This window comes from Microbacterium timonense (assembly GCF_900292075.1).
Lineage (GTDB): Bacteria > Actinomycetota > Actinomycetes > Actinomycetales > Microbacteriaceae > Microbacterium > Microbacterium timonense.
In genome coordinates this window covers 530635-546640 of sequence record NZ_OLMV01000003.1, presented here as the reverse complement: position 1 = coordinate 546640, position 16006 = coordinate 530635, and the positions used below count along the sequence as shown (strand labels likewise).

The 16006-nt window shown below is 70.3% G+C and carries 17 protein-coding genes; 6 read left to right on the top strand and 11 right to left on the bottom strand.

Translation table 11 applies throughout. The features are described from left to right. Positions 1-28: 28 nt before the first annotated feature. The 3 genes from C9992_RS11820 to C9992_RS11810 are packed head-to-tail and all read right to left on the bottom strand — an operon-like array spanning position 29 to position 3288. On the bottom strand, positions 29-934 hold the full coding sequence (locus C9992_RS11820; protein WP_106815769.1) for a glycine betaine ABC transporter substrate-binding protein: 906 nt from the start codon (positions 932-934) through the stop codon (positions 29-31). Positions 935-952: 18 nt separating this feature from the next. Further along, entirely contained in the window at positions 953-1930 is a 978-nt protein-coding gene (locus tag C9992_RS11815; protein WP_106815768.1) for an ABC transporter permease, read from the bottom strand. Continuing rightward, a complete protein-coding gene (locus C9992_RS11810) occupies positions 1927-3288 on the bottom strand; it encodes a quaternary amine ABC transporter ATP-binding protein (RefSeq protein WP_235008205.1) in 1362 nt (453 codons plus the stop codon). Before C9992_RS11810 ends, C9992_RS11815 begins: the two co-directional genes overlap by 4 nt. Before the next feature lie 342 nt (positions 3289-3630). Between C9992_RS11810 and C9992_RS11805 the strand changes: the two genes are divergently transcribed. From C9992_RS11805 to C9992_RS11795, 3 genes are read left to right on the top strand one after another with little or no spacing between them, the layout of a single operon-like run. After that, positions 3631-4023 carry a GntR family transcriptional regulator gene (locus tag C9992_RS11805; RefSeq protein ID WP_106815928.1) on the top strand — a complete coding sequence of 131 codons (393 nt, stop codon included), beginning with the start codon at positions 3631-3633 and terminating at the stop codon, positions 4021-4023. Then, positions 4020-4967 (top strand): ABC transporter ATP-binding protein, encoded by a 948-nt coding sequence (locus tag C9992_RS11800; RefSeq protein ID WP_106815767.1) that lies wholly within the window; start codon positions 4020-4022, stop codon positions 4965-4967. The genes C9992_RS11805 and C9992_RS11800 overlap by 4 nt, the downstream gene beginning before the upstream one ends. Then, positions 4964-5659 carry a hypothetical protein gene (locus C9992_RS11795; protein ID WP_106815766.1) on the top strand — a complete coding sequence of 232 codons (696 nt, stop codon included), beginning with the start codon at positions 4964-4966 and terminating at the stop codon, positions 5657-5659. The genes C9992_RS11800 and C9992_RS11795 overlap by 4 nt, the downstream gene beginning before the upstream one ends. Before the next feature lie 102 nt (positions 5660-5761). On the opposite strand, the gene C9992_RS11790 is transcribed toward C9992_RS11795, so the two are convergent. Continuing rightward, a complete protein-coding gene (locus C9992_RS11790) occupies positions 5762-6055 on the bottom strand; it encodes a chorismate mutase (protein ID WP_106815765.1) in 294 nt (97 codons plus the stop codon). A gap of 134 nt (positions 6056-6189) precedes the next feature. On the opposite strand from C9992_RS11790, the gene C9992_RS11785 reads away from it, so the two are divergent. From C9992_RS11785 to C9992_RS11775, 3 genes are all read left to right on the top strand, one after another. Then, positions 6190-7395 carry an AI-2E family transporter gene (locus tag C9992_RS11785; protein WP_106815764.1) on the top strand — a complete coding sequence of 402 codons (1206 nt, stop codon included), beginning with the start codon at positions 6190-6192 and terminating at the stop codon, positions 7393-7395. Between the two features lie 69 nt (positions 7396-7464). Next, positions 7465-9072, top strand: coding sequence for a LuxR C-terminal-related transcriptional regulator (locus tag C9992_RS18540; RefSeq protein WP_106815763.1), 1608 nt, complete (start codon positions 7465-7467; stop codon positions 9070-9072). Between the two features lie 96 nt (positions 9073-9168). Further along, entirely contained in the window at positions 9169-10269 is a 1101-nt protein-coding gene (locus C9992_RS11775; RefSeq protein ID WP_160150879.1) for a flavin-containing monooxygenase, read from the top strand. A gap of 25 nt (positions 10270-10294) precedes the next feature. Here C9992_RS11775 and C9992_RS11770 read toward each other — a convergent pair whose 3' ends face one another. From C9992_RS11770 to C9992_RS11740, 7 genes are read right to left on the bottom strand one after another with little or no spacing between them, the layout of a single operon-like run. Beyond that, a complete protein-coding gene (locus tag C9992_RS11770) occupies positions 10295-11161 on the bottom strand; it encodes a ComEA family DNA-binding protein (RefSeq protein ID WP_106815761.1) in 867 nt (288 codons plus the stop codon). Continuing rightward, a complete protein-coding gene (locus C9992_RS11765; RefSeq protein WP_106815760.1) occupies positions 11158-11685 on the bottom strand; it encodes a hypothetical protein in 528 nt (175 codons plus the stop codon). The genes C9992_RS11770 and C9992_RS11765 overlap by 4 nt, the downstream gene beginning before the upstream one ends. Next, positions 11682-12452: a 4Fe-4S single cluster domain-containing protein gene (locus tag C9992_RS11760; protein WP_235008204.1), complete on the bottom strand. Its 771-nt coding sequence runs from the start codon at positions 12450-12452 to the stop codon at positions 11682-11684. The genes C9992_RS11765 and C9992_RS11760 overlap by 4 nt, the downstream gene beginning before the upstream one ends. After that, entirely contained in the window at positions 12449-12664 is a 216-nt protein-coding gene (locus C9992_RS11755; RefSeq protein WP_106815759.1) for a DUF2997 domain-containing protein, read from the bottom strand. The genes C9992_RS11760 and C9992_RS11755 overlap by 4 nt, the downstream gene beginning before the upstream one ends. Positions 12665-12675: 11 nt before the next feature. Next, positions 12676-14298, bottom strand: a complete 1623-nt coding sequence (locus tag C9992_RS11750; RefSeq protein ID WP_106815758.1) for an AAA family ATPase — start codon at positions 14296-14298, stop codon at positions 12676-12678. A gap of 28 nt (positions 14299-14326) precedes the next feature. Then, the gene (locus C9992_RS11745) at positions 14327-15127 is read right to left on the bottom strand and encodes a hypothetical protein (protein WP_106815757.1); all 801 of its coding nucleotides are present in this window, start codon (positions 15125-15127) and stop codon (positions 14327-14329) included. Beyond that, the gene (locus C9992_RS11740) at positions 15127-15954 is read right to left on the bottom strand and encodes a hypothetical protein (protein WP_106815756.1); all 828 of its coding nucleotides are present in this window, start codon (positions 15952-15954) and stop codon (positions 15127-15129) included. Before C9992_RS11740 ends, C9992_RS11745 begins: the two co-directional genes overlap by 1 nt. Positions 15955-16006: the final 52 nt, after the last annotated feature.

Here is a 16006-nt window from a genome sequence, read left to right as displayed (position 1 = left end):
GGGGACCCCAGGGTCTCGATTCGTTTCGCTACTCGACCGGCGGGGGTCGGTGAGTGAGCCGGGCGACCCAGTCGCGGTTGTCGGCCATCCACTTCTCGACGACGGGTCCGTAGTCATCGCCGTCGTACTGGCCGAACATGGCATCCTCGAGCGAGTACAGCAGCTCGTTGTCCATCCGGAACGCCTGCAACCAGGTGGCCACCTCCGGGAACTCCTCGGCGAAGCCGGCCGATGTCACGGTGTGGATGCCCTCCGCATCGCCGAGCAGACCCTGCGGGTCCTCGAGGTCCTTGAGCGGGAAGGCGTTGTACGCCCAGTGCGGCCGCCACAGCGTGACGGCGACATCCCGCCCCGCCTCGGTCGCCACCTGCAGCTCGGTCAGCATCGCGGGAGTCGACGAGGTGACCAGCTCCATACCGTCCAGCCCGTACCCCGGGACGACCGCATTCTGCGTCACCGTGACGAGCCCCGAGCCGGACTCGATGCCCACGATCCGGTTGCCGAACACTTCGGCGTTCGCCGCGAGCTCGGTGAGGGAGTCGATGGGCGCGTCCTCGTTCACAGCGATCGTGAGCTTCGCCTCGTCGTTCCACGCGCCGAGGTCCACGAGGTCGTCGCCGTACGTCTGCATGTACTCCGCGTGGGTGAGCGGCAGCCAGGTGTCCAGCGTGAGGTCGTAGTCGCCCTTGGCGATCCCGGTGTACGCGGCCGCCGGGTCGGCGTAGGCGAGTTCGACAGAGTACCCCTCCTCCTCGAGCACTGCCTTCCACAGCTCGGACGCGGCGATGCCTTCGTCCCAGCCGTTGAAGACGGCGATCGTGAGACGGCCTTCGTCGGCGCTGCCCGCGCCGGCCTGCACCACGGCACCGTTCACAAGGAGTGCCACGGTGCCGGTCAGGGCGAGAACTGCGGCGATCATGCGCTGTTTCTTCATGTCCGATCCTCCTCCGGCTCAGGCGTGCAGGGTCTCGCGGGCGCGTGCCGCGGGAGAGTCTTGCGCGGATGCCGAAGCCCCTCGTGGTGGGGCCGCCTCCGCGTCGGCACGGCTCGCATCCTCGACGGCGGCGGCCGCGGCATCCGTCTGTTTCCGTGGCGTGCGCGCGCGGGGCGCAGAGAAGCCGGCCGTCACCCGGTCGAGGATCATCGCGAGGATGACGACGGACAGTCCCGCCTCAACGCCGAGTCCGATGTCGATGCGGCTGAGGCTCTGCACGACCTGGCCGCCCAGACCGCCGGCACCGACCATGCCCGCGATGACGACCATCGACAGGCTCAGCATGATCACCTGGTTCACGCCCGCCATGATGCTCGGCAGGGCGAGCGGCAGCTGGATCTGGCGCAGGATGCGACCGGGCGAGGCGCCGAACGCATGCCCCGCCTCGACGATCTCCGCATCGACGCCGCGAATGCCGAGCTCGGTGAGTCGTACGCCCGGCGCCAGCGCGAAGGCGATGGTGGCGACCATGCCCGGCACGGGGCCGACGCCGAAGATCAGCATCGCCGGGATGAGATACACGAACGCCGGCATCGTCTGCAGGAAGTCCAGCACCGGGCGCAGCACCGCTGAGACGCGGTCGTTGCGGGCCGACCAGATGCCCAACGGCACCGCGATCGCGACGGCGACGAGGGCCGCCAGCAGCACAAGGGCGAGGGAGTCCATGGCGTTCGCCCACTGCCCGACGGCGACGATGACGAGGAGGCCCGCGGCGCTCCCCACGGCGAGCGCGAGCCCCTTCGACCAGTATGCGAAGGCGGCGACCAGCACGATCACGGCCCAGAAGGGCGGGGTCGACAGCGATGCGTCCAGCCAGTCGTACAAGCTGTGGAAGAGCACGGCGACCGCGTCGAAGAAGCCGCCCAGCATGTCGATGAGCCACCGCACCCCGGTCTCGACGACGTCGCCGAGCGGAAGACGGAACAGATCGTTCACCGTGCGCCTCCCGGGGTGAGGTGTCGCGATGCGCTCACACCGACCTGTGTCGGAGGACCGGACCTCGCCGCCACGGCGCCCGGTGTGGACGGCTGTTCCACGACCGCCAGGGTGTCGGAGATCTCGCTGGCGGGCACGCTGGCGGGCAGGTCGATGACGGGGTTCTCGCGGGTCACGGGCGGCACGTTGCCGAGGGCGGCGAGGAGCGTCACGCGCGGAATGGTGCCCACAAGGCGCCCGGCGTCGTCAAGGACGGCGACCGGGACGGGACTTTCCACCGAACGCTCGACGACGTCGGTCAGCGGGTCGTCGAGATGCACGACCGGATGGGTGCGACGCACGAGGGTGCGCAGGTCGGTGCGCCCGTCTTTGACCGCGCGGATGACCGCCCGATCGGTCACGGTGCCGAGGAACCTGCGATTCTCGATCACCGCGACCGCACCCACCTGGAGGTCGCGCATGACGCGCAGCGCCCCTCGGACCCCGGCGCTCACCGGAGTCGTTGCCACCGGCGGCGCCATCACCGAACCCGCGGTGAGTACGCGAGCACGGTCGACGTCCTGCACGAACTGGGCCACGTAGTCGTTGGCGGGATCGGTGAGGATCTCCTCCGGCGTGCCGTTCTGCACGATCCGCCCGTCGCGCATCACCGCGATGCGGTCGCCGAGGAACATCGCCTCGTTGAGATCGTGGGTGATGAACACGATCGTGCGCCCGAGTTCCCGCTGGAGCTCCACCAACTGCTCCTGCATCTCACGGCGGATCAGGGGGTCGAGCGCCGAGAACGCCTCGTCCATCAGCAGGATGTCGGTGCCCGCGGTGAGCGCGCGCGCCAGCCCGACGCGTTGGCGCATCCCACCCGAGAGCTCGTCAGGCATCGCATCGGCGCGGTCACCGAGCCCCACGCGATCCAGGATCGCCCGTGCCCGCGCCCGGCGCTCGTCGCGACCTACTCCCTGGATCTCCAGCGCGTACGCGGCGTTGTCGAGCACGGACAGATGTGGCAGCAGCGCGAAGTGCTGGAACACCATCGAGATGGACCGTCGACGGATGCCGCGAAGCGTCTTCGCAGAGCCTCGGGTCACGCTCTGTCCCTGCACGAGCACCTCGCCCGCCGTCGGCGGAAGCAGGCCGTTGAGCATGCGGATGACGGTGGACTTGCCGGAGCCGGACAGCCCCATGATCACGAAGATCTCACCGGGTTGAACGGTGAAGCTCGCGTCGATGACGGCGGCCGACGCCGTATCGGCGACCTCGACACGCGTCGCGCCGGCTCGCAGACGCCGCACGACGTCGCGGGGATTGCGTCCGAAGACCTTGAACAGGTTCTTCGCCTCGATGGCAGGACGAAGCGTCACAGTGCACCTCGGCAGCTTCCGTGCAGGAGCTGCAGCGGTTGCGCCCGGGTGGCGGCCGCGCGGGCAGCGGATGTCGGATCCGCGCTGCAGCCGCCGACCATACGCCCGCCGGTCTGGCATCACCCAGGGACGCCACCGGCGGTCGCGGACTGGTCGGGAACGGCCCCGTGAGGGGCCTGATCCAGGGTTTCACGCGGTCTCCAAGCGTCGCAAATTGGACACGGTGGTGCCGTCTCGCTACTTCGCGCACGCGCGATAACACGCGCACGGCGCGAGCCGGTTGACGTCGAGCCGGTTCTGTGGTTACTTAGTGGAGTAAGTAACCGATAAAGCGGGGTGGACGTGATCGAAGAAGGCCGAGCGCTGTTCCTCCAGATCGCCGAGAGCGTGGAGGACTCCATCGTCGACGGGTCGCTTCCCGAAGAGACGCAGGCACCCTCGACCAATGAGCTGGCCTCGTTCTACCGCATCAATCCCGCAACAGCGGCGAAGGGAGTCGCCATGCTCGTCGAGAAGGGCGTGCTGTACAAGCGGCGCGGCATCGGGATGTTCGTGGCGCCGGGGGCGCGGGACCGGCTGCTCGCAGAGCGTCGCAGCGTCTTCGCCGACCGCTTCGTCGAACCGCTCCTGATCGAGGCCCGCAAGCTCGGCCTCGACACGGAAGACCTCGCAGCGCTCATCCGCGACCGCGCCGCCGCGCATGTCGCCACCTCCACGGAAGGGAACGCACGATGACGACCGGGACACCCGTCATCGAGGTGAAGAACCTCACCAAGCGCTACCGCGACACTCTCGCGGTCGACGACGTGAGCTTCACCATCGAGAAGGACACGATCTACGGGCTGCTGGGCCGCAACGGCGCCGGCAAGACCACGGTGATGTCGATCCTCACCGCCCAGAACTTCGCCACCCGCGGCGACGTGCGGGTGTTCGGCATGGACCCGTACGAGAACGCCAAGGCGCTCTCGCGCATGTGCTTCGTGCGCGAGAGCCAGAAGTATCCCGACGACGCGCTGCCGCGACACGCCTTCGAGACGGCCCGGCTCTTCTTCCCGAACTGGGATCAGGAGCTCGCGGACCGGCTCATCGCCGAGTTCCAACTGCCGCTCAAGCGCCGGATCAAGAAGCTCTCGCGTGGCCAGCTGTCGGCGGTCGGAGTCATCATCGGCCTCGCGTCCCGCGCCGAGATCACGTTCTTCGACGAGCCCTACCTCGGACTGGATGCCGTCGCCCGCCAGATCTTCTACGACCGGCTCCTGGAGGACTATGCCGAGCACCCGCGCACGGTGATCCTCTCGAGCCACCTCATCGACGAGGTCTCGAACCTCATCGAGCGGGTGCTCGTGATCGACCGTGGCCGGATCGTCATGGACGAGTCGACGGAGGCCGTGCGCGACCGCGCCGCGAACATCGTCGGCGACAGCGCCGCGGTGGACGCGTTCGTCGCGGGGCGCGAGGTGCTCCACCGCGAGAGCCTCGGGCACGTCTCATCCGTCACGGTGCTGGGCGCCCTGACGGCCGATGACCGCGCTCGCCTGGCAGCCGCCGGACTGGACGTGGCGCCTGTGTCGCTGCAGCAGCTGATCGTCCGCAGCACCCAGCACTCGGCGGAGACCGCGGGCGCGGCATCCGCCACCGCATCCGCCACCACCGACCTCGATGAAGGAGCACTGCGATGAACCGCACGGTCAGCGTCGTCCGCATGCAGCTGATCAACCGCCAGACCTACATCTGGGTGCCGCTGATGGTCCTCGGCGGCGCGCTGCTGGTCACCCTCGCGATCTACGCGATCCTCATGAACTCGGGGGTCGGTGGCCCGATGTACGGCGGTGGGGCGCAGGCGCCGCTGTGGTACTTCGGCGTCGTCGGCATCCAGGCGCTCACCCTCACATTCCCGTTCTCGCAGGCGATGAGCGTGACGCGCCGCGAGTTCTACCTCGGCACCCTCCTGACCGCGGTGATGACCGGGGCGATCCTCGCCCTGATCTTCGTCGCGGGCGGCCTGATTGAAGAGGCCACGGGCGGCTGGGGCATGAACGGGTACTTCTTCTATCTGCCGTGGATCTGGGAGGCGGGCGCGCTCGGCGCCGGGATCTTCTTCTTCACGGTGACCATGCTGTTCTTCGTCGTCGGCTTCTGGGCGGCGACGATCTACAAGCGATTCGGCTCGGTCGTGCTCACCAGCGTGCTCGTCGGCATCGCGGCCCTGCTCGTCCTCGCGATGTTCTGGATCGGCCAGATGCAGGCGTGGCTGGAGGTGTTCTCGTGGATCGGCAGCCAGGGCGCGCTCGGACTCGCCCTCTGGGGGCTGCTGCTGGCCGTGGTCCTCGCCGGCATCTCGTACCTGACGCTGCGGCGCGCGGTGCCCTGACCGGCGCCCCTCCGGGTCGTCGGCTTCCGGCCCGGATGCGGAGAGGATGCCTCGGCCCGCGCACATGCGGGGGCCGAGGCATCCGTCGTTCCCGCGTACACGTCAGCGGCTGTCGGCGGCTTCCTCGTGGTGACGGATGACCTCGGCGACGACGAAGTTGAACCACTTCTCGGCGAAGGCCGGGTCGAGGTCGGCCTCTTCGGCGAGCGTCCGCAGGCGGGCGACCTGCTGCTCCTCACGAGCCGGGTCGGACGGCGGCATGCCGTGCTCGGCCTTCAGATGACCGACCTGCTTCGTCGCCTTGAAGCGCTCCGCGAGCAGGTACACCAGCGCGGCGTCGATGTTGTCGATGCTGCTGCGCAGCCGCCTCAGCGTCGCCGTGGGGTCTTCGGTCATGGGGGTCCTCCTCGCCCCTCGACGATACCGGCTCGTCCGCCCGCCTCCCGGCGCGTGACGCGACGTCACGCGATCAGCGTGAAGTTGCGGTAGGGCCCTCGTGTGGGCCGACGGCACAGCCCTAGAGTGTGACCATGACCGACGCTTCGCCTTCTCTCGGCGCCACCGACGCCGAGGCCGCTGAGCCCCTCTCCGTCGACGGGACCGCGGGAACGGACGCCCAGCGGGCGCAGCGAGATTCCGAGGTGGACCAGCCGGTCTTCACCGGAGAGGCACCCCCCGGCAAGACCTTCTGGGCCAACCTCAACAGCCCCTTCCGGCTCGGACTGGTGCTGACGCTCGGCGCATTGGCGGCCGTGGCGCTCGGGCTGGCGTTCTGGAACCTCTCGACCATCATCATCTACGTCGTCTTCGCGCTCTTCGTCGCGCTCGGCCTGGATCCCGTCGTGCGCTGGTTCGGCCGGCACAACGTCTCACGGCCGTGGGCCATCGTGATCGTGTACGCCGCATTCGCACTGGTGTTGATCGGTGTGATGCTGCTGGTGGTCCCCACGCTCGTGAGACAGGTCGGGCAGTTCTTCAGCGACCTGCCGCAGACCGTCGACGAGTTCCAGAAGTCCGACTTCTACGCGTGGCTGAGTTCGACGTTCGGCGCACAGGTCGGCGACATGACCGATCAGGTCGAGAAGTTCCTGACGAACCCGGCCAACATCGCCGCGATCGGCGGCGGGGTCCTGAACTTCGCCGTCGGTGTCGGCACGGCGATCTCGGGGCTCATCATCGTGCTCGTGCTGAGCCTGTACTTCCTCGCCGGACTGCCCGCGATGAAGGTCGCGTTCATCCGCTTCGCACCGGCCCGCAACCGGCGCAAGGCCGGCGCGATGACCGACCAGATCACCGACTCGATCGGCGCCTACCTGATGGGCATGGTGGTGCTGGCCTTCTGCAACTCGGTCGTGGCGTTCCTGCTGCACCTCTTCCTCGGCCTGCCGTTCCCGGCGCTGATGGGTGTGCTGGCGTTCCTCATCACGCTGATCCCGCTGATCGGTTCGGTGCTGTACTGGATCACGGCGACGACGATCGCGCTGTTCACCGGGTGGGTGCCGGCACTGATCTTCGCGATCATCTACCTCATCTACATGCAGCTCGAGGCGTACGTGCTCACCCCGCGGGTCATGAACAAGGCGATCTCGGTGCCCGGCGCCCTCGTGGTGATCGGCGCGATGGTCGGCGGCACACTGCTGGGGCTGCTCGGCGCTCTCGTCGCCATCCCCGTGACGGCGTCGATCCTGCTCATCATCAAGCAGGTCTTCATCCCCCGCCAGGACGCCAAGATCTGACGCCCGCGCCCCGGGATCCGGAGCGGCGGCGGCCTTGTCGGCGAGGTCGGACGCGCCCATACTGTGCGCATGGCGATCCGCGACCCCGATGTCGTGGACTGGACGGGCCGGTTCGACGAGCTCGCCGCCCGCGAGGCCGCGTTGGCCGGCGACGAGCTGGAGGAGTTCGGCCAAGCGGCGTGGTTCGTGGGTCGCGATGACGTCTCGCTCCGCGCGTGGGAACGGGCGCACCTGCGCTATCTCGACGACGGCGACCTCTCGTCGGCGGTGAGGTGCGTGTTCTGGCTGGGCTTCACCCTGAGCGAGCGGGGTGACCCCATCCGCGCCGGCGCATGGATGGGACGGTTGATGGAACTGTGCGCCCGCGACGACGCCACGCCCGCAACCGATGCGGCCCGTGCGCTGTGCGTCGCCGTACGGGCGACGGCGCGGGGGGATGCCGAGGCATCCGTCACGCTCTTCCAGACCGCCGTCGAGCAGGCGGATGCCGCCGGCGACGCCGACACGCTGGCCCTCGCGACCATGGGCCTCGGTCGCGCGCTGCTGCGCGCCGGTCGGCCGGAGGAGGCCTTCGCCGAGCTCGACCAGGTCATGCTTCTCATCGCAGACGGACGCGCCAGCGATCGCGCCGCCGGGCCCGCATACTGCGCGGTGATCGCGAGCCTGCTCGGTCGCGGCGATATCGAGCGCGCCCGGATCTGGACCCGGGAGCTCGGCGACTGGTGCGACTCGCAGCACGGGCTCGAGCCGTTCCGCGGTGAATGCACCCTCCATCGCGCCACGGTGCTCCAGCTCGGCGGCGAGTGGGAGGCGGCCGCCTCGGCGACCGCGCAGGTGTGCGCCACCGAGAAGCGCGCCGAGACCCTCGCGAACGCCTGGTACCGCGCCGCTGACCTGCACCGTGTCGCCGGTCGCGCGGCAGCCGCCCGCGATGCCCTGCGAAGGGCCGCCGCACTGGGCCGCGACCCGCAGCCGGAGCTCGCGCTTGTGCACCGCGACACCGGAGAACTGGCGGCAGCGTGGGCAGGGCTGCAAGCGGCTCGGGCGACGGCCGTCGAGCCCGGCCTGCGGGCCGAAGTGCTGGCCGCCGCCGTCCGCATCGCCCTGGACCGTGCGGACCTGCCCGCCGCCGACGCGGCCGCCCGCGAGTTGGAGCGCTGCGCGGCCGCGTTCGATTCGCTCTACCTTCGCGCCCTCTGCTCCCGGGCCGTCGGTGAGGTGGCACTGGCAGGCGGAAGAGCCCAGGAGGCTCTCGCCGCGCTGCGCACCTCGTGGGCCGCGTGGCGCCGCCTGGATGCCCCGTACGAGGCGGCTCTCACCCGCATCTCCATCGGTGTGGCGATCCGCGACATCGGCGATGCGGAGGGTGCTGAGCTCGAGTTCGACGCGGCGCGCGGAGTGCTGGAGGGGCTGGGCGCCATCCCTGCGCTCATGCGGCTGGAGCACATCGCGGCGGCCGCTGCGGCCAGTCCCGGACCGGGCCTCAGCCGCCGGGAGCGCGAGGTGCTCTCCCTCGTCGCGCGCGGCTGGTCGAACCGGCGCATCGCGGAGCACCTGTTCCTCAGCGAGCGCACCGTCGCCCGTCACGTCGGCAACATCCTGGCGAAGCTCGGGGCGCCCAGCCGTTCGGCCGCGACGGCGTACGCGTTCGAACACGGCCTCACTGCGGCTTCCTGACGCGCCCATGGCGCCGGTCCGCCCCGCTCCAATTGGTCATTTCTGCCGATGTCCGGCGGATTCCGCCCTCCTAGCGTGAGCGTCGGGAGGTCAATCATGGACACGACAACACGCGACACCGTCATCATCGGCGCAGGAGCAGCGGGCCTTCACACCGCACGGCTGCTGGCCGCCCACGGCGTCGACTTCGAGATCATCGACGCCCACGACCGGGTGGGTGACACCTGGCGCGAGCGCTACCGCTCGCTGCGGCTGTTCACGCCGCGGCGGTGGGCGGAGCTGCCGGGGACGAGGCTGGGCATCGGCTACTTCGAGTTCCCCACCGGCATCGGCTTCGCCGAGTATCTGGAGACGTGCGCTGCGGCGATCGGAGCGCCGATGCGGCTCTCGACGCGGGTCGAAAGGCTGACGGCGCGCCCGGACGGACGCTTCCATCTGCAGCTGTCGACAGGCGACGAGATCATCGCGACGCAGGTCGTGGTGGCTGCCGGCGCTCATCACCGCGCGATCCTGCCGCCGTTCGCCGCCCACCTGAATCCGGCCATCCGCGCCCTCCACTCACTCGAGTACCACGGGCCGGAGGATCTCGCCCCCGGTGCCGTGCTCGTGGTCGGTGCGGCGAACTCGGGAACCGACATCGCGCTCGAGGCCGCAGCATCCGGACACGAGACGGTGCTCGCCGGCCGCCACCCCGGCCAGGTGCCGGCGCGGATCGACACCCCCATCGGCAACCTGATGAGCAGCATCTTCATCCGCCGGCTGCGGGCGCTCACTCTCGACACCGAGCGCGGACGCCGATTCGCCGCTGCCCACCGTGGCCACGGTGTCAACCTCGTCCGCAACCACCTGGCCGACCTGCGCAGGGCCGGTGTCAGGCAGGCCGGGCGGGTGGCCGGCGTGGAGGATGGGCTCCCCGTTCTGGAGAGTGGGGAGAAGGTGGATGCCGCGACCGTCGTCTGGTGCACGGGCTCACTGCCCGACCTGCAGTGGATCGACATCCCCGACGTCTTCGACGAGCGCGGCGCCGTCGCTCACGAACGCGGTGTCGTGGCACGGGTGCCGGGTCTCGCATTCGTCGGGCTGCCGTTCCAGTACTCCGTCGCCTCGCCCACGCTGATGGGCATGGAACGGGATGCCGCGTACGTGGTGTCCCGGTTGCTCCAGCCCGCTCCCGCTGCCTACGCCCCGGTCGAGTAGCGGGGGACAGCAAACCGCCGGGGGGTCAGTAGTCGACGCGGCGGCCGAAGCGACGGGCGCCGCGCGGGCGCGGGGAGCACGTGGCCAGCCGGCGCAGGCGCACGATCTCGTGCGGCTGCAGGCCGACACTCTCTCCGAAGTCCTCGACCGAGGTGAACCCGCCCTGCGCCTCGCGCTCCTTGACCGCGCGTCGCGCGCGAGAGCGCGTCATTCCCGGGAGCTTCTCGAGCTCCGACGCACCGGCGGTGTTGACGTCGATCGGCTCCGGCGTGAGGTCCGCCGCGAGCAGATCGTCGGTCGAATACCCCACCGCCGACGCGAGCTCGGCCGCCTCCCCGGTTGGCGATTTCGAAGAGGAAGGGGCCGCGGCATCCGTCGTCTTCGTCTTGCCGGCCGCGGCCGTCGCGCCGCGCGCGCGCTTCGCCTCGGCCGCCCTCGCTGCCGCGGCCGCCTTGCGCCGGGCACTGCGCGAAGGACGTGACGGAGCCTTCGTCGTCGTGGCGGAGGTGGTTGCCGCCGCCCGATGCCACGTCGTCTCGCGCGTGCGCGACGCGGTCGTGGTGCCGCCCCCGCGCTCCGTGCGCCGCTGCCACATCGCACGCAGCCAGCCCGGGTTGACCATGAGGGCGACCAGCATCCCCGCGAGGTAGACGATCGCGCGCACCAGCGGCTGCCACTGACCCCAGAGCTCCAGGCTCGCCAGGATCGCAGCGGCGCCCCACACCACCCCGAGGATGATGAGCCGCCGACTGCGCGACGCGACGCCGATGATCGAGAAGCCCAGCCAGGTGAGGGTCGGACCGGGCACCACCGTCAGCAGCATCCACGAGCTCATCCCGAGCATCCACCCGATGCTCGGAGCGTCCGTGGCGGCGGCCTTCGAGCCGCTCATGCGTAGTCCTTCACATCGAGCACCATCGTGACGGTGTCGTCCTCGTCACGGGTCTCCGACACCAGCTCGAACCCCGCGGACGCCGCGCGCTCGCGGATCCGCGCCGCCACGGCCTCCTGCACGCGCAGCGCATACGCCGCGTCCAGGCGTTCGACCATCGCGCCCGCTTCGGCCTCGGAGAGCTCGAGCCCGTCGGCACGCTGGAAATGCGCCGCCCAGACTCCCTCCGGCGACCGCGTCATGGTCAGCTCGACGCCGTCGATCTCGGCCGAGAGCCCATCGCCGTGCCGCACAACGGCGGTGGCACCGATGTCCTGCAGCGCGTCGGCGAGCAGGTCCGGGTCCTTCATGCGCGTGCGCACCGAGACCGGGCGGGGCCCCTCGCCTTCGGCGACGTCGACCTCGGGAGTGCGGTCCTCGTCACGGGCGCCGCCGGTCTGTGTGAGGGCCCCGATGCCGCCCGTCGCCGTGATGGCGGTGACGGCGGCGAGCGCCGCGGGGATCAGGATCAGCGACACGCTCATCGCGCGACCTCCACTTCGGTTCGTCCGAGTGCGCGGGCTGCCACCTGCGCGGGGCTGTCGATGCGCGGGCCGAGGTCGTCCAGCAGCGCGGCGAGCGCGGCATCCGTCGCCCACCCGTTGACCTCGACTCCGCCTCCGCGCGTGATGCGCACCTCCAGCCGATCGGCGCCGCCCGCTCCGGCGATCCGGCGCACCTCGTCGGCGTAGCGGTCTGTCAGCGCGCGGACGCCCTGGTTGCGCGAACCCACCCAGGGGCGCGAGAGGTCGGGCAGATCGCGGAGGTACGGCCCGTCGCAGAGCAGGTCGGTCGACGCGAGCAGTGCCCCGATGTCGTCCCGACCGGCCTCGGCCCAGGCCGCGAGCCGATCCAGCGGGTAGCCCGTGAACGTCATCACGCTCAGGCCCGCGGCGCGGAACGCGCGGGCGACGGATGCCGCAGCTCCCGCCTGGTCGAAGGGCTCGCCGCCGAGCAGGGTCACCCCCTCGGCACCCGCCGCGTGGGCCTGGGCCACCCACTCCTCGGCGATCTCTGCTGTGCACGACACGACGCCGCCACGATCCGCCCACAGCTGCGGATTGAAGCACTCGGGGCATCGCACGGCGCAGCCCTGCAGCCAGACGGCGGCGCGGACGCCCGGTCCCTCGGCCTCCGTCGCGGCGAGGAACCGCGACCAGCGCAGTGTTTGCGCGGACCGGCTCCCGGGCGCGACGGTGGCCAGGAGCGAGCCGTCGCCGCCGACTCCGGCCGACTCCGCGAGCGGGATCACCGCAGGCCGTCCGTCTGCTCTGCCTCCACCGCAGTGGGCTCCTCCACCGCGGTCGCCGTGTAGTCCTGGGTGAACTGAGACGAGACGGTCTCGGCATCCAGCAGCGCCTCGAGCGCTTCGATGTGGTCGAGGCACTCCGGTCCGTGCATGCCGATGGTCTCGGCATCCACCGTTCCGTCGGGGCGCAGGCGCACCACCAGCTGCTTGGCCATGGTCCTCCGTCTCAGTAGTCCACCGTGCGTCCGCCGCGCCGTGACGACAGAGCGCCTTCGGTGACCGCACCGGTGAGCTCGGCGGCATCCAGATCCTCGGCGCCGGTCGCGCGCACGGCCCGCTCGGTCGCCCACGCGCGGATGCGCTGCACCTCCTCGGCCTGGGTCACCGCCAGCGGGATCATCGTATCGACCACCTGTCGCACAACCTCGGTCGTGACCTCGCCGCCGACCGCGAATCCCTCGTACAGCGCCGAGACGACGGACTGCTCGATCTCGGCGCCGGAGTGGTTCTCACTGGCCGCGACGAGTGCGGCCACCGCCGCGTCGTCCGAGGCGACCGCCCCGAGCCCGTTGGCGTCGGTCGCACGCGAGCGCAGCTGGAGGCGCCAGATGGCCTCGCGCTCGTGCGCGGTGGGCAGATCCACGAAGAAGATCTCGTCGAAGCGCCCCTTGCGCAGGAACTCCGGCGGCAGCGCGTCGATGTTGTTCGCCGTCGCGACGACGAAGACCGGATGCCGCTTCTCCTGCATCCAGGTGAGGAAAGTGCCGAAGACCCGGGCGGTCGTGCCCGAATCTCCCTGTCCTGTCGTGTTCGAGAAGCCCTTCTCGATCTCGTCGACCCACAGCACGCACGGTGCGACCGCCTCGGCCGTGGCGATCGCGGTGCGCAGGTTCTGCTCGCTGGAGCCGACGAGGCCCGAGAAGATGCGCCCGATGTCCAGTCGCAGCAGGGGCAGGCCCCACGATGCCGCGGTGGCTTTCGCCGTGAGCGACTTTCCACATCCGGGCACGCCGGTGATCAGCACGCCCTTCGGCGCAGGCAGGCCGTACTCGCGGGCGCTGCCGAGCCAGGCGCCGTCGCGACGCGACAGCCAGCGCTTGAGGTTGTTCAGGCCTCCGACGTCGTCGAGGTCGATCTCGGCCTGCACGAACTCCAGCACGCCCGACTTGCGCACCACCTGGCGCTTCTCGTCCAGCACCACCGCGACATCCTGTGCCGACAGGCGCCCGTCGTTCACCATCGCGCGCGCGAACGCGTTCTCGGCCTCAGCCATCGACAGGCCGAGGGCCGCGTGCACGAGCTGATCGCGGGCGGTGTCGTCGGCATCCACTCGGATCCGTCCGTCGCCGGACGCGTTGTTCTCGATCATCGTCTCGAGCAGCTCGCGAATCTCGGCCGCCGTGGGCAGCGGGAAGTCGAGCAGATGCGTGACCTCTTCGAGCTCGGGCGGGATCACGCGCACGGGCGCGGTGATGACGAGGGTGCGCGAGACGTCTCCGTGGCGGAACTCCAGAGCCGTCTCGCGCACGGTGCGCACGAGGGCGGGGTCTCCGGCGCGGTGCTCGCCGCCGAAGTAGGCGTGCAGGTCGCAGAACACGAAGACGCTCGGAGTGTCGACGCCCGCGATGTGCTGGAGCGCACGGGCGGGGTTCACCGTGTTGGCGACGGACTTGCCGTCGGGGCCGATGAGCCCGAGCGCCGCGGTCCAGGTCCACAGTGCACGCGGATGACGCTGGGTCGCGGCCGCGTCGGAGATCGCGCTGATGGCGCGCACCTCTTCACCGGTCTCGATGTACAGCAGCGGCAGGCGCGCCTTGAACGCCTCGGTGAGCGTGTCGGCGAACGTCACGTCAGCTCCTTCCGGGTGGGATGCCGCGTCATGGCGTCGGCGTGGGTGTCGGGATGGTCGTGGGGGTGGGGTCGGCCGCCGGCGTGTCCAGCGCGATCGTCCACGTGCCGTCGCCGGTGTCGGACTCGACCTGGAAGACGACGCGGTCCGTCGGCTTCCACGACGCGCGGACGTCGACGTCGTCGGCGTCGTTGACGAGCAGGTCCCACCCGCCCACCGTGACGGCCGACACGGCGAACAGTCCGCTGCCGGTGTGCTGGAACCGGCCGCTGAGCGCTTCGCCCTCGTACAGGAGCACGGCGTTGCCCTGGCCGGTGACGGTCTCGCCCATCGGCCGCACTTCCGGCGTGGTGACGGTGGCGGTCCAGTCGGTCAGTGACGGGCCGAACCACAGCAGGCCGTCCTGCGCACCGGGCAGCACCAGCACCTGGCCGTCCGCGTACAGCGAGCCGAGGTAGCCGGGGTACTGCCAGGCCTCGGAGTCGACGTCGAACTCCACGCCCTGCTGCTGGTACACCGAGACCCAGTCCGCTTTGTCGACGCCCTCGGCGTTTTCGAACATCAGCATCTCGGCGTCGCCCTCGAGCCGGAGGAACCCGCCCTCGGCGGTGCCGCGCAGCATCCCGTCGACGATCCGGTACTCCTGCGGGTCGTCGACGAGCCAGGGCCAGTCGTCCTCCCCCTCGGCAGGGTCACCGACGTAGACATCACCGGTGCGCGGGTTGACCACCACCTGCGGGAACACCAGGAAGGCGATCACCGCGATGATGATCGTGCCGAAGATCCACGTCAGCGCCGAGAAGCGCCGGATGCGCTCGACCCCCGCCATCACGGCACCTCTGCCGTCGGCTCGGCGACGCCGGGGCCGAGGGTGGTCTCGGGCGACGCGGCGGGCGCCGGGGATGCCGCGGTGTCGGCGAAGGCGATGCTCCAGCCCGCGTCGTCCCAGGCATCCACCACGAAGACCACGAGCTCGCTGTCGTCCCAGGCGATCGAGCGGTCGGTGGGGTCGTACTCGCTGAAGACCTCGGTGATGCCGGTCCGGGTGACCGCCTCGATGGTCACCCCTCCCTCGCCGCGCGTGCTGACGCGGGCGGTGGTGGCATCGCCGTCCAGCACGAACGCGGCCGGCCCGAAGCCGCTCACGGTGCCCGACTTGTGCTCGAGCGCCGGGGTGCTGATGCGCAGGCGCCACCGCTCGTCGCTGAAGCCGTCGATCCACAGCTCCACGTCGGACTGCGGCACGATGACCCATTGGCCGTCGGTCGCCAGGTACGAGTCGAACTCGACCGGTCCGTCGTAGCGGCCGCTCACCACGATCTCGCCGTCGGGCCCGGTGACGCTGACCCCGCCGACGTACGTGTCGTCGAGCTCGGTGATCAGCAGCGGCTGGGCCGGGTCGAGTCCCTGCAGCGGGATCATCGCGCCATCGACCCCGCTGTAGACTCCGCCGCCTTCGTCGTCGGCGAGGATCGGCGTGGGATTGAGCCACGGCTCGTACGCGTACTCGTCGGGGATCGACACGTCGTCACCGACCTCGGTCAGCACGGTGACCGCGATGACGATGAGCGCGACGAGCCCGAAGACCCAGACGAAGGCGTTGAACGCGAACAGACGGTTCCGAGCTGCGCCGCTCAGCGTCGTGTTCGAGCTCATTCCCGCCAATACCCCCCGAACAGGCTATCCAACCGGACGCGGCCGCCCGGAC